A 13,193-nucleotide genomic window follows, 5' to 3' on the forward strand; every position below is an offset into this window, starting at 1 on the left:
AGCTCGCCCCTTCGGAAAGCCTGCCGGCCGCCGGCCAGGGCGCGCTGGGCATAGAAATCCGCGAGGATCGCGCAGACCTGCTGGCGCTCTTGGCGCCGCTGAACCACGCCGAAAGCCGCGCCTGTACCGCCGCCGAACGCGCCCTGGCCAAGGAGCTGGGCGGCAGCTGCCAGGTGCCGCTGGGCGCCTTCGCCACGCTGGCCGACGGCACGCTGACCCTGGGCGGCCTGGTGGCGCATCCGGATGGCTCGGTGGTGCTGACCGCCAGCGCCAGCGCGCCGGCCGACTATGCAGAGGCGCTGGGCCGCGCGGTGGCGAAGAAGCTGATCGACGCCGGCGCCCGCCCGCTGATAGACGCGGTGCTGGCGGAACCTCGCTGAGGCTTCAATGAAGCGCATCCTGGCCGCCCGCCCCTTGGCGCAATGCCCCGGCCTGCTGGCCGCGCTGCGCGCCGAAGGCTGGCAGGCCGAGCACTTGCCGCTGATGGCGATCGAAGCGCTGCCGGAAGCGCTGGCCGCGCTGCCGGCGCAGGCGGCGCAGGCCGACGCGCTGTTCTGGGTCAGCCCCAGCGCCATCGATATCGGCTGGCCGGCGCTGGCCGGCATGGACCTCGCCGCCAAGCGGCTGGCCTGCGTCGGCGCGAGCAGCGCCAAGCGTCTGGCCGCGCTGTCCGGCCAGCCTGTGCTGCATCCGACCGCAGGCAGCGACAGCGAAGCGCTGCTGGCCATGCCGGAGCTGGCCGATGTCGCAGGCCAGAACTGGCTGATCGTGCGCGGGCAGGGCGGCCGCGCGCTGCTGGCCGACGCGCTGGCGCAGCGGGGCGCCGCGACGGCCTTCGCCGAAATCTACCGCCGCGTCGACGGCGCGCCGGACTGGGCGGCTTTCGACGCCGCGCCGCCCGATGCCGTCATCATCACTTCCAGCGAAATGGTAGAGCAATTGTTCCGACTGGCTGGTCCGAGCCGGACCGGGGCGCTACAATGCCTGCTGTACTGCGTGCCGCATCCGCGCATTGCCGAGCGCCTGGCCGCCTTCGGCGCGGCACGCGTCGTGACAACCCGGGCCGACGACGCCGCAATGGTCGCCGGCCTAAAAGAATGGTTCCGTCGTCACCCATGAGCGAATCCCAGATCCACGAAGCCATCCCGGCCCAGCCGCCCGCAGCCCGCAAGCGCCCCAATCTCGCCATCCTGGTGGCGATCGTCGCGCTGGGCGTCTCCGGCTGGCAGTTCTACACCACTCAGCAGCAGCTGGACGCGATGCGCCAGGAGCTGGCGCGCCGGCTGGCCGAAGGCAGCGGCGCCGGCAAAGAGCAGCGCGCCATCGCCGAACAGGCGCTGCTGGCGGCCCGCGCCACCGATGGCAAGCTGGCGCTGGTGGAGGCCCGCGTCAACGAGGCGGCCGGCCAGTACGCCACGCTGAACGGCATGTACCAGGAGCTGACCAAGAACCGCACCGACTGGCTGCTGTCCGAACTCGAGCACACGCTGGCCATCGCCAGCCAGCAGCTGCAGCTCGCCGGCAACGTCAGCTCGGCGGTCTCGGCGCTGGAAATGGTCGACGCGCGGCTGTCCAAGTTCGACCGGCCGCAGCTGATCGGCGTGAAAAAAGCCGTGGCCTCGGACCTGGAAAAACTGAAAGCGCTGCCCTACCTCGACACCGTCGGCCTCACCGTCAAGCTGGACCGGCTGATGCTGAGCGTCGATTCGCTGCCGCTGGCCGTGGACGCCCATCGCCTGGGCGGCACGCAAGCGGGCAAGCCGGCGCAGCCGCCGGCAGGCGCCCCGTGGTGGGAGCGGCTCAGCGCCGAAATCAGCGGCAGCCTGGGCGAGCTGGTGCACATCCGCCGCATGGACAAGCCGGAGGCGCTGCTGCTGTCGCCGGAACAGGCCTTCTTCCTGCGCGAAAACCTCAAGATGCGGCTGCTGGACGCCCGGCTGGCGCTGCTGCAGCGCGACGGCAAGACCTACGCCGCCGACATCGCCGCCGCGCGCAGCTACGTGCAGCGCTACTTCGACCGCGACGCCGCGGCCGCCACCCAATGGCTGGCCACGCTGTCCGAACTGGAAGGCGCGCCCTTGGACATCAGCTTGCCGGACATGAGCGCCAGCCTGAAGGCGGTGCGCGATGCCCAAGGCAACAGCGGGGAGTAAGCGGTGAGATTCGCATTGTGGATTACCGGCCTGTTCGCGTTGGCCGTGCTGGTGGGGCTGGCCTCCACCCTGAATACCGGCTACGCCATTCTGTTTCTGCCGCCGTACCGGATGGAAGTATCCTTCAACCTGATGATCGTGCTGGTGGTGGGGCTGATCGTCGCCACTCATCTGGTGCTGCGGCTGCTGGCGCTGGCCACCGACCTGCCGCGCCAGGTGCAGCGCTTCCAGCGCCAGAAAAAGCTGAAGGCCGCCCGCCACGCTTTGCGCGAAGCCGGCATCGCCTTCTTCGAGGGCCGCTTCCAGAAGGCCGAACGCGAAGCCGCCAAGTCGCTGGATGACGAATACGCCCCGGAAAACCGGGCGCTGGCGCTGCTGATCGCCGCGCGCTCTGCCGGTTACGCCGGCGCCGCCGACAAACGCGACGGCTACCTCAACCAGCTCGACCAATTGCCGGAGCGGCTGCAGCTGGCGCGCCACATGCTGGACGCCGAGCTGCGCCTGGAAGAGAAAGACGCCCTGGGCGCGCTGACCGCCATCGAGCGCGCGCGCGCGCTGTCGCCGAATCTGACCAACGCGCTGAAGCTGGAGCTGAAGGTGCGCCTGCTGCAAAAACAGCCGGAGGCCATCCTCACGCTGACCGAGAAACTGCTGAAGGCCGACGCGCTGGAGCCGGAACAGGCGCGCCGCTATCGGCTGGCGGCCTACCAACAGCAGCTGGCTAGCCTGTTGTCCGAGCGCGAAGTCCGCGACTGGCTGCGCCGCATCCCCGAGGCCGAGCGCGGCAATCCGCAGCTGCAGCAACAGATCGTCGCCCATCTGATCCGCCTGCAACAGTACGACTACGCGGCGACGCTGCTGTCCGAGGCGCTGGCCGGCGACGACATGGAGCTGCCGGAACTGGCGCGCGAACTGGGCCAACTGGCCGTCCACCTGAGCGTGGACAAGCGTCTGGCGCTGCTGAAGGAAGCCGACACCTGGCTGAAGCAGCGTCCGCGCGACCATTGGCTGTTGCTGGCGCTGGGACGCCTGGCGCAGGCCCAGCAGCTGTGGGGCAAAGCGCAGAACTATCTGGAAGCCAGCGTCTCCATCCAGCCGACGCTGTGCGCGCACGCCGAGCTGGCCAAGCTGTTCGAAGCCACCGGCAAGGAAGAGCAATCGCAGATGCATTACCAGAAGAGCCTGGAGCTGGCGCTGAGCCAGGGCTGCTGATCGCCCATCGCCCCTCCCCGCGCCGCCCGCCGTTACCGGCCGGCGGCGTTTTCATTTGCGCGGCGGACAAAAAAAAATCGGGCTCCGCAGGGAGCCCGTGCATGCCAACGTGGACTGGCAGACCAATCATACGAGAGCGCAGGGCGCATCATTGTCCGACAATGATGATGCCTGGCAGGCAAAGCTGTGCCAGAATCAAGCAATATGCATGGCTGCTCGTCCAGCTATGCATTCAGGTTGCCGTGCCAGTCGCCGCGACCTGCGGCGACAACTGCGCAGAATACGCGGTGCCGCCGTTTCGCACAAAGCAGTTAATCTCATGAAAACTATGAAGAAAAGGCATGTAACAGCATGAAGCTGCCTCCGCTGAATGCCCTGCGCGTATTCGTCGTCGCCGCCGAACATTTGTCGTTCACCCGCGCGGCCGCCGCGCTGAGCCTGACCCAGGGCGCGATCAGCCGCCATGTCCAGACGCTGGAAGAATACTACGGCGCCACATTGTTCACCCGCCAGGCCCGCGGCCTGGCGCTGACCGCCGAGGGCGAAGCGCTGCTGAAGCCGGCGCGCGAAGCTTTCCAACTGCTCAACGAAGCCAGCGAGGCGCTGCGCCTGCGCCAGAGCGACCTGCGGGTGCGGATGCCGCCGACGCCGGCCATGCGCTGGGTGCTGCCCAATCTGGCCGATTTCCAGGCCCGGCATCCGGAGTACACCCTGCACCTGCTGACGCAGCTGATCCACAACAAGCCGTTCAATCGCGCCGAATACGATCTGGCCGTGGTCGGCCTGTCCAGCCCGGAAGCCGCGCCGGATCTCCGGTTGGAATGCATCTGCCGCGAGAAGCTGATCCCGGTATGCGCGCCTGGCCTCTTGGCCGGCAAGCACCCGCTGCACACCCCGGACGATCTGAAACACCACACCCTGCTGCATCCGTGGCGCGACCAGAACACCTGGAAACGCTGGCTGAAGCTGGCCGGCGTGAACGGCGTCAATCCGGAGAGCGGCGTCACTTTCGACGCGCTGGAATACGCGCTGCACGCCGCCGTGGCCGGCATGGGCGTGACGCTGGCCCAGGCTTCGATGGTGACGCAGGATCTGGACAGCGGCAGGCTGGTGATTCCGTTCGATACCGTGCTGGAAACCGAGTGGGCCTACTATCTGGTCTATCCGCACGAACTGGCCGAGCTGCCCAAGGTGCGCGCCTTCCGCGACTGGCTGGTCGGCACCGTCGCCCTCAGCGAGGAGGCCAGCTGGCTGACGCGCCAGGGCTACTGAAGCCGCCGCAATATCTGTTAACCACCTGGGTTTGGACAGCCCCGCCGGCTGTCGCCAAAATAGTTGATATAGCAACTATTGCCGTATCAATGATGAATTCTCCCGATTTTTCCCACACGCTCCCCGCCGCGCTGGATTTCCGCCAACGCCTGCAGGCCATGCTGGGCCTGTGCTGCGTGCTGATCATGGTGGCGCTGGACCAGACCGTGGTCGGCACCGCCATGCCGACGGTGGTGGCCGATCTGCGCGGCTTTTCGCTGTACGCCTGGGTCGGCACGTCCTACCTGCTGACCTCCGTCATCACGGTGCCGATTTTCGGCAAGCTGGGCGACGACCACGGCCGCAAGCCGTTTGTGCTGACCGCCATCGTGCTGTTCACCGGCGCCTCCATGCTGTGCGGCCTGGCGCAGAACATGCCGCAACTGGTGATGGCGCGCGCGCTGCAGGGCGTGGGCGGCGGCATGCTGGTGGCCACCACTTTCGCTTGCGTGCCGGACCTGTTTCCGCATACCGCCGAGCGGCTGCGCTGGCAGGTGATGCTGTCCGCCGCCTTCGGCCTGGCCAACGCCATCGGCCCCTCGCTGGGCGGCTTTCTGACCGAATACTTCGGCTGGCGCTGGGTATTCTTCGTCAACCTGCCGGTCGGCGTGGTCAGCCTGTGGTTCGTCTGGCGCTTCCTGCCGGTGATCCGCCACGACGAGCGGCCGCCGTCGCGGCTGGACTGGCAAGGGGCGGCGCTGATCGCGCTGTTCCTCGGCTCGCTGCAGCTGGCGGTGGAGTGGCTGCCGCAGCACAAGCCGCCGCTGCTGCTGGGCGGACTGGCCGTGCTCAGCCTGAGCGCGCTGCTGACCCTGGTCTGGTGGGAAAAGCGCAGCCCCAACCCGCTGCTGCCGCCCAGCATGCTGTTGCACCGCGGGCTGGCGCCGCTGTTCGGCCTGTCGCTGCTGATGGGCTTCGGCATGTTCGCCGTGATGTACTACGCGCCGCTGATGTTCCAGGCCGGTTTCAGCCTGTCGCCGAACCAGGCCGGCCTGCTGGTGACGCCGCTGGTGGTGTTCATCACCATAGGCAGCATGCTGAACGGCCGCATCGTGCAGCGTTTGCGCCATCCGACACGGCTGCTGGCCCTGGGCCTGCTGATGTTCGCGTTGACCGCCGCGCTGCTGAGCCGGGTCGGCCCCGCCACCGCGCATGGTCTGATCATTGCCAACATGATGATGGGCGGCCTGGGCCTGGGCCTGCTGATGCCCAACCTGACCATTTTCGTGCAGCAGCTGGCGCCGCGGCAGCAGCTGGGGGTTGCCACCGCCATGCTGCAATCGACGCGCATGATAGGCGGCATGCTGGGCACCGCCTTGATGGGCGTGGTGGTCAGCCATCAGTTCCAGCAACGGGTCGGCGCGATGCTGGCGGACCGCCAGCAAGCCCAATGGCTGCACTGGCTGGCCGATCCGCAAACCCTGCTCAACCCTGACATCCTGGCGCAGTTCCGCCAAGCGGCCGCCGCGGCGCAGCCGGACGCGCAGCCGGACGCGCTGCTGGCCGCTGCCCGGCTGCTGCTGGTGGACGCCATCCATTTCAGCCAATGGCTGGTGGCGGTGATTCTGTTGCTGGGCCTGTGGCTGGCGCGCAAGGTGCCGCCGGTCGAGCTGAGCGGCTCCGCGCCGTCCCCGGCATCCGTCCATGACTGACGCTCAGCCGAACCTGCTGCAACAACTGAGCCGCAGCAGCCGCGCCATGTACGGCGCCTTCGAGAGCCTGGTGGGCGAGGCGCTGCCGCGCTGGCGCATCCTGAAGGCGCTGGAGGAGCTGCGCACCGCCAGCCAAAAGCAGCTGGCCGGCCACTTGCAGATGGACCCGGGCGCGCTGACCCGGCAATTGAAACTGCTGGAGGCGGAAGGCCTGGTGCGGCGCGACACCGACCCGGCCGACAATCGGCAGACCCTGGTCTCGCTGGACCAAGGCGGCCTGGCCTTGCTGACGGCGGCGGCGCCGCACCGCCAGGAGTTCTTCCGCCAGGCGCTGGCGGACATCGATCCGGCCCAGCTGGATATCGCCTTGCAGGTGCTGCGGCAGCTGGAGGAACGCTTCCGCCGCATGAGCGGGCGCTAGGGACGCGATCCTCGCAGCAAACGCCAGCCACGCCTAGGCGTCATCGGCGGCCCGTTGATCCTGCCCGGCCACGATGATGCGATTGCGACCCAGCTGCTTGGCGCGGTACAGCTCGCGATCCGCCGCCTCGATCAACTGCCGGCTGTCCGCCACATCGCGCGGCAGCACGCAGGCGCCGCCTATGCTGATGGTGACATACGGCGCCACCGTCGATTCGGCATGCGGCAGCTGCAGTTCGCGCACCGCCTCCAGCACCGCCTCGCCGACGTAGATGACGCCATCCTCGGCGGTGTCCGGCAGCAGGCAGATGATCTCCTCGCCGCCATAGCGCGCCACCAGGTCCTGCGGCCGCCGCACGCTGCTGCGGATCGCCTGCGCCACCTCGCGCAGGCAGTAGTCGCCGCTGACATGGCCGTAATGGTCGTTGTACAGCTTGAAGAAATCGATATCGATCATCAGCATGCCCAGGGACGCGCCCAGCCGCCGCGCTCGCCGCCATTCGCCGTCCAGGCTTTCCTCGAAGCAGCGGCGGTTGGCGATGCCGGTGACCGGGTCCACTCGCGACAAGGCCAGCACTTCGGCATGCGATTGCTCCAGCGCCAGCGTGCGGATGCGCACCTGCTGCTCCAGCCGCTCCTGCTGCTGGCTCAACTCAGCCTTGATCTTGCGCTGCTCCGACATCAGCGCGCTGACCCCCAGCGACACCAGCGTCAGAATGCCGATATAGGTTTGCAGAATCACCAGCGTGCTATAGGCGGAATAACCCAGATACGGTCCGCCGCCATGGCGGGTGCCCCACAACGCCAGCCACATGATCAGCAGCAAGGCCATCAGCACTTCGCGGGTGGTGAAGCGAAACGCCGCCCAGGCCACCAAGGGCAGCACCAGCATGTCCAGCGGATAGGTGGTGTCCACCGTAGGGTGCCACCAGACGAACAAACCGGCGGTCAGCAAGGTCACCATGCCGAAATAGGCCAGCATTTCGTACCACACATCGCGGCTTTGCCGCGACCGCCCCTGGTGATAGACGTTCAGGCACAGGCTGCCGAACAGCAAGGTGCCGCATCCGTTGCACAGCCACCACAGGCACAGCCGCGACACCAGCTCCTTCTGCGGCAGCAGATGGGAAAAATAAAGGGAGGCGGTGCCGATCAGGCTGCCCAGCAGCGTCATCACCACGATGATCACATTGAAGGCGATGCATTGGCCGAAGCTGTCCAGGGGATTGCGCCGGCCGAAATAGCGCCGCATCAGCCAGGCGCCCAGCAAGGTCTGCGCCAGCACGCCCATGGCCACGCCCAAGGCCGGCGGCAGCCAATGCATGCCGTCCAGCGTCGTCCGCCAGCGCCAAGCCTCGCTGGCCAGCGCGCCGATCAGCACGCCCGGCCACACCCGCCAGCCCAGCAGTATCATCGCAGCCAGCGCCAAGCCTGGCTGCGGCCAGACCACGCTGTCCATGCCCTGCTCCAGCAGCAGCAATTGGTCTCCCAACCAGGAAGCCAGCCAATATCCCGCTGCGACCAAAGCCATGGCCAGCCAATCCGGCAAGGCCGGGGAGCTTGTAGCAATGCCGCGCATGAATCTCCCTTTACGAACAGACCGCAAGACGGCCCCGCAGATGACGGCAGATTGGTATGGTTTCCGCTATGCCTGGCGGCGCATCTAATGTCATCGTAGTTGGCGAATCCGCGCCTCGCAGCATGCGGCCAGGCGATGGACGAAAAAAAACCGAAGCGTCGCTTCGGTTTTTGAATAGGCCAGGCTCTGGCGCTTACATCTTGACGCCCAGTTCGCGCAGACGCTCGTCCAGATAGCTGCCGGCGGTGTGGCGGTCGGACAGCACCACTTCCGGTCGCGGGTGCAGGAACAGCGGCAGCGAGACGCGGCTCTTCTGCGCGCCTTCGCCGGTAGGATTGACCACGCGGTGCTGGGTGGACGGGTAGTAGCCGGCGGACGCTTCCTGCAGCATGTCGCCGATGTTCACCACCAGGGTGCCGAAGTCGCAGGGCACGTCGATCCAGTCGCCGTGCTTGTCCTGCACTTGCAGGCCCGGCTCGTTGGCGGCCGGCAGAATGGTCAGCAGATTGATGTCGCCGTGGGCGGCGGCGCGCAGCGAGCCGGACGGCTCGTTGCCGGTCAGCGGCGGGTAACGCAGCACGCGCAGCAGCGTCTGCTGGCTGCCTGCTATCATGTGCGACAGCGGCTCGCGGTAGTTGGCGGCGATATCGGACGGGGTGTATTGCTGCACCCAGGACAGCAGCTCCTGCGCCAGCTGGTTGGCGATGCCGTAGTAACGGTCGGCGTCGGCCTTGAGCGCCGGCGGCACCCGGCCCCACGGATAGATGTGGAAATATTCCTTGATGTCCTTGAGCATGGCGCCCTTGGCGGTTTCCGACACCTCCGGCGAGAACCAGCCGTCCTGTTTCTCCACCGAGAAAGCGTAGTCGAACTTCTCTTCGCTGTTGAAGAAGCCCAGCCAGTCGGCGTAGATCTTCTCCACCAGGTCTTGCGGAATGGGATGGTTGGTCAGCACGCCGAAGCCGGTTTCGTGCAGGGAACGGGTGAACTGCTCCGCGGCGTCCGGGGCGCGGTAATCGACAACTCTGACGTTCATGGGGTGGTTTTCCTGATGAACCCGGCGCCGCCATGCAATATCGGGGCGGTCGCCGGCCGCGCGCATTGTAGCGGCTAAGCTACAGGCCGCCAAGCCGTTGGCATCGAGACTGTTGGAAAACCACCAAGAACCGGCGACCTTGCCGGGCAAGGCCGCCAGGGCCGATCCGCCGCGAACGGGTCGGAGCAGGGCGGTCAACGGAATGGTCCGCGCGGCGGCAGCGGCGGCGCAGCCTGCTGTACTTTCATTACAGGCCGGGCCGCCGCCGGGAAAAAGGCCTAGGGGCTGTTGACGTTTGGTGGGCGGTCGCGCCGGGATGCGTTTTGCAGCGAATCGAGGCGTTTCGCGCGCCGCATAGTCATTCTCTCCCAGCGCGGAACAACGAAGAGTCGGCGCGAAAGGCACCCGGCCCTGCGGGTTTGGCGAAGCGCAAACGCGATCCACTCACCAAACGTCAACAGCCCCTAGACCCGCTGATCCATGTCCAGCGCCGGGGTGCCGGGACAGGCTTGCGCCACCACCCGCGCCGGCACGCCGGCCACCGTGGCGTGCGGCGGCACGTCCTCCAACACCACGCTGCCGGCTCCCACCTTGGCGCACTCGCCGACGCGGATATTGCCGAGCACCGCCGAGCCGGCGCCCAGCATCACGCCGTCGCCTATCTTCGGATGGCGGTCGCCGCGCTCCTTGCCGGAGCCGCCCAGCGTCACGCCGTGCAGGATGGACACATTGTTACCGATGACGGCGGTCTCGCCGACCACCAGGCCGGTGCCATGGTCCAGCATCACGCCTTCGCCGATGCGCGCCGCCGGATGGATGTCGGCGCCGGTCACTTCGGAAATGCGGTTCTGCAAAAACAGCGCCAGCGTGGTGCGACCCTGCTGCCATAGCCAATGCGTGATGCGCTGGCTCTGGATGGCGTGGAAGCCCTTGAAATACAACAGCGGCGTGGAATAGCGGTCGCAGGCCGGGTCGCGCTCGTAACAGGCGCGGATGTCGGCGCGCATCGCCGCGCTGATGGCCGGATCGGCCTGGAAGGCTTCGCGGAACAGTTCGAGCAGCGCGCGCGGATCCATCACCGGACTGGCGAGCTTGCTGGAAAGATGGAAGGCCAGCACGTCTTCCAGCGTGGCGTGGCGCAATACGGTCATGTGCAGAAAACTGGCCAGCAACGGCTCGCTGTCCACCGCAGTCAGCGTTTCGTCGCGGATGGCCGACCATAGCGGATCAAGCGGGGAGGCACTCATCGGGTACTCCAGTGACATCTAGTCAAATAGTGTAGCGTGCCACAGTCCGCGCCAACAGACAAAAACGCCGCGCCGTCAGAATTCACCCGCGGCCGCGACTAAACTCAAACGAGGAGAACCGCCATGAAACGTCTTGCGATCTGGCCGCTGCTGTTCAGCTTGGGCGCGCTGGCCGCCGCGCCGGAGGTGCCGGGCTGGCATGAGTATCAGGGCGGCCGGCTGGCTGCCGCCCGCGTCGCCTTCTGGCAGGCCGCCGAGCGCGGCGACCGGGTCGCCGCCTTCGACCTGGCGATGATGGACTGGAAGGGCGAGGCCGGGCCGGTGGACAAGCCAGCCGCGGTCTTCTGGCTGAAAAAGGCCGCCGATCTCAACCTGCCGCAAGCACAGCATGCGCTGGGCGTGCTGGCGGAAAAAGGCGACGGCGTGCCCAAATCGCTGCCCGAGGCGACGCGCTGGTTCACGCTCTCCGCGCGCCAGGGCTATCTGCCGGCGCAGCTGGATCTGGGCACCCAGTATTTCCTGGGGCGGGGCGCGCCGCAGGACGACAGGCTGGCCGCCTATTGGTACCAGGAAGCGGCCAAGCAGGGTGATGCCGGCGCGCAATATCTGACCGCCAGCATGTACGAACACGGCCGCGGCGTGAAACAGGACATTCCGGCGGCGATACGCTGGTATGCCCGCGCCGGCGCGCAGGGCGACGTCGGCGCCCGCGCCAAGGCGCTGGATCTGGCCAAAAGCGAAATGGGGCGGCGCGCTCAGAACGCGTCCAGCGGCAGCTTCAGGTAACGCACGCCGTTGTCTTCCGCCGGCGGCAGCCGGCCGGCGCGGATGTTGACCTGTATCGATGGCAGCAGCAGCCGCGGCATGTCCAGCGTCGCGTCGCGCGCCTGGCGCATCTTCACGAAGGCCGCCTCGTCCACGCCGTCGCGGGCGTGCAGATTGGCGCGGCGCTGCTCGGCCACCGTCGCGCGCCACGCCGGCTCGCGGCCCGGCGGCGGATAATCGTGGCACAGCAGCAGCCGGGTTTCGTCCGGCAGCGCCAGCAGCTTGCGGATGGAACGGTACAGCATGGCGGCATCGCCGCCGGGAAAATCGCAGCGCGCGGTGCCCACGTCCGGCATGAACAAGGTGTCGCCGACAAACACCGCGTCTTCCACCTGGTAGCCGACATCGGCCGGCGTATGGCCGGGCAGCGCCAGCACCCGGGCGTCCAGTTCGCCGATGCGGAAGGTTTCTCCGTCCTCGAACAGATGGTCGAACTGCGAGCCATCGCAATGGAACGCCGGTTCCAGATTGAACACCCGGCTGAACGTGGATTGCACCTCGTCTATGCGCCGGCCGATGCCGATTTGGCCGCCGGCCTTGTCCTTCAAATACCCGGCGGCGGACAAGTGGTCGGCGTGGGCATGGGTTTCCAGTATCCACTGCAGCGTCAGCCCCCGCTCCATCAGAAAAGCCAGCAGCCTGTCCGCGCCATGGCGCGCGCTGCGGCCGGAGCTTGGATCGAAATCCAGCACCGGATCGATGATGGCCGCGTGGCCGCCGGGCCGGTCGTAGACGATGTGGCTGATGGTATGGGTGGCGGCGTCGAAAAAGCTCTCGATCTGAACCGGCATGTTTTCCTCCGCGGGTGGGCTTTACTTCATTATATTAAATCATATAATGTATTGAAGTATAGCCGATAAAGACCTGCCCTCATGCCCTCATTTCCCGCCCGCCTCATCGCGCCCGCTCCCGGAGTCATCGCATGCTGCTGATGCTGGCGCTGGGCATGCTGCTGGGCGCGATATTGGGGCTGACCGGCGCCGGCGGCGGCATTCTGGCGATTCCGGCGCTGATGGCCGCCCAGGGCTGGAGCCTGCCGCAAGCCGCGCCGGTCGCCTTGCTGGCCGTGGTGGCCGGCGCCGCGCTGGGCGCCTATGAGGGCTGGCGCCGCCGCTTGGTGCGCTATCGCGCCGCGCTGCTGATGGCGATCAGCGGCGTGCCCTTCACCGCGCTGGGCGCCCGGCTGGCGCAGCAATTGCCAAGCGCGTGGCTGGCCGGGCTGTTCGCGCTGGCGATGCTGACCGTGGCCACCCGCACTTGGCGCGCCGCCCACCCCGAGGCCATCCTGTCCCAGAAGCCAAGGCAAACACTGTGCCGGCTGAACCCGGACACCGGCCGCCTGCGCTGGAACGTGCTCAGCGCCGCGGCGCTGGCCGGCGTCGGCGCCTTCACCGGCTTGCTGACCGGCCTGCTGGGCGTCGGCGGCGGCTTCGTCATCGTGCCGGCGCTGCGCCGGCTGAGCGATCTGGGCATGCAAGCCATCATCGCCACCTCGCTGCTGGTGATCGCGCTGGTCGGCAGCGGCGGCGTGGTCTCGGCGCTCTGGCACGGCGCGCGGCCGCCCTTGCCGCTCAGCGCCGGCTTCGTGCTGGCGGCGATGGCCGGCATGCTGCTGGGCCGGCGTCTCAGCAGGCGGCTGTCGCCGCAACAACTGCTGCGCGGCTTCGCGCTGCTGGTGGCGGCCATAGGCGTCGCCATGCTATGGCGCGCTGTCGCCATTACTCTCTGACGCCCAGCAAAAAGCCGCGGACGCGCCGC

At 67.5% G+C, this 13,193-nt stretch carries 12 protein-coding genes and 1 pseudogene; 9 read left to right on the top strand and 4 right to left on the bottom strand.

All coding sequences use genetic code 11. The annotated features are described in order from the left end of the window. The 7 genes and pseudogenes from BI343_RS09445 to BI343_RS09475 form a co-directional block, all read left to right on the top strand. Window positions 1-380 (top strand): annotated as a pseudogene (locus BI343_RS09445) (hydroxymethylbilane synthase); the annotation flags it as partial. A 7-nt stretch (window positions 381-387) separates the two neighbouring features. Then, the gene (locus BI343_RS09450) at window positions 388-1,119 is read left to right on the top strand and encodes a uroporphyrinogen-III synthase (protein ID WP_071109518.1); all 732 of its coding nucleotides are present in this window, start codon (window positions 388-390) and stop codon (window positions 1,117-1,119) included. Further along, window positions 1,116-2,153, top strand: coding sequence for a uroporphyrinogen-III C-methyltransferase (locus BI343_RS09455; RefSeq protein ID WP_043627328.1), 1,038 nt, complete (start codon window positions 1,116-1,118; stop codon window positions 2,151-2,153). The genes BI343_RS09450 and BI343_RS09455 overlap by 4 nt, the downstream gene beginning before the upstream one ends. A gap of 3 nt (window positions 2,154-2,156) precedes the next feature. Next, window positions 2,157-3,365 carry a heme biosynthesis protein HemY gene (locus tag BI343_RS09460; protein WP_071109519.1) on the top strand — a complete coding sequence of 403 codons (1,209 nt, stop codon included), beginning with the start codon at window positions 2,157-2,159 and terminating at the stop codon, window positions 3,363-3,365. A gap of 351 nt (window positions 3,366-3,716) precedes the next feature. Beyond that, complete coding sequence (gene gcvA / locus BI343_RS09465) at window positions 3,717-4,637, top strand: transcriptional regulator GcvA (protein WP_043627332.1); 921 nt, start codon at window positions 3,717-3,719, stop codon at window positions 4,635-4,637. A gap of 89 nt (window positions 4,638-4,726) precedes the next feature. Beyond that, window positions 4,727-6,328 carry an MDR family MFS transporter gene (locus tag BI343_RS09470; protein ID WP_071109520.1) on the top strand — a complete coding sequence of 534 codons (1,602 nt, stop codon included), beginning with the start codon at window positions 4,727-4,729 and terminating at the stop codon, window positions 6,326-6,328. Further along, window positions 6,321-6,749, top strand: coding sequence for a MarR family winged helix-turn-helix transcriptional regulator (locus BI343_RS09475; protein WP_043627334.1), 429 nt, complete (start codon window positions 6,321-6,323; stop codon window positions 6,747-6,749). Before BI343_RS09470 ends, BI343_RS09475 begins: the two co-directional genes overlap by 8 nt. Window positions 6,750-6,782: 33 nt before the next feature. Here BI343_RS09475 and BI343_RS09480 read toward each other — a convergent pair whose 3' ends face one another. From BI343_RS09480 to cysE, 3 genes are all read right to left on the bottom strand, one after another. After that, on the bottom strand, window positions 6,783-8,327 hold the full coding sequence (locus BI343_RS09480; protein ID WP_071109521.1) for a sensor domain-containing diguanylate cyclase: 1,545 nt from the start codon (window positions 8,325-8,327) through the stop codon (window positions 6,783-6,785). Between the two features lie 193 nt (window positions 8,328-8,520). Beyond that, entirely contained in the window at window positions 8,521-9,363 is an 843-nt protein-coding gene (locus BI343_RS09485) for a 2OG-Fe(II) oxygenase family protein (RefSeq protein ID WP_071109522.1), read from the bottom strand. A 464-nt stretch (window positions 9,364-9,827) separates the two neighbouring features. Next, entirely contained in the window at window positions 9,828-10,610 is a 783-nt protein-coding gene (cysE, locus tag BI343_RS09490; RefSeq protein WP_043627664.1) for a serine O-acetyltransferase, read from the bottom strand. 123 nt (window positions 10,611-10,733) lie between these two features. On the opposite strand from cysE, the gene BI343_RS09495 reads away from it, so the two are divergent. After that, entirely contained in the window at window positions 10,734-11,396 is a 663-nt protein-coding gene (locus BI343_RS09495) for a tetratricopeptide repeat protein (protein WP_071109523.1), read from the top strand. Here BI343_RS09495 and BI343_RS09500 read toward each other — a convergent pair. Then, window positions 11,366-12,226 (bottom strand): MBL fold metallo-hydrolase, encoded by an 861-nt coding sequence (locus BI343_RS09500; RefSeq protein WP_071109524.1) that lies wholly within the window; start codon window positions 12,224-12,226, stop codon window positions 11,366-11,368. The genes BI343_RS09495 and BI343_RS09500 overlap by 31 nt on opposite strands. A 131-nt stretch (window positions 12,227-12,357) precedes the next feature. Between BI343_RS09500 and BI343_RS09505 the strand changes: the two genes are divergently transcribed. Then, window positions 12,358-13,164, top strand: coding sequence for a sulfite exporter TauE/SafE family protein (locus BI343_RS09505; RefSeq protein ID WP_071109525.1), 807 nt, complete (start codon window positions 12,358-12,360; stop codon window positions 13,162-13,164). Window positions 13,165-13,193: the final 29 nt, after the last annotated feature.

The organism is Chromobacterium amazonense (assembly GCF_001855565.1).
GTDB lineage: Bacteria > Pseudomonadota > Gammaproteobacteria > Burkholderiales > Chromobacteriaceae > Chromobacterium > Chromobacterium amazonense.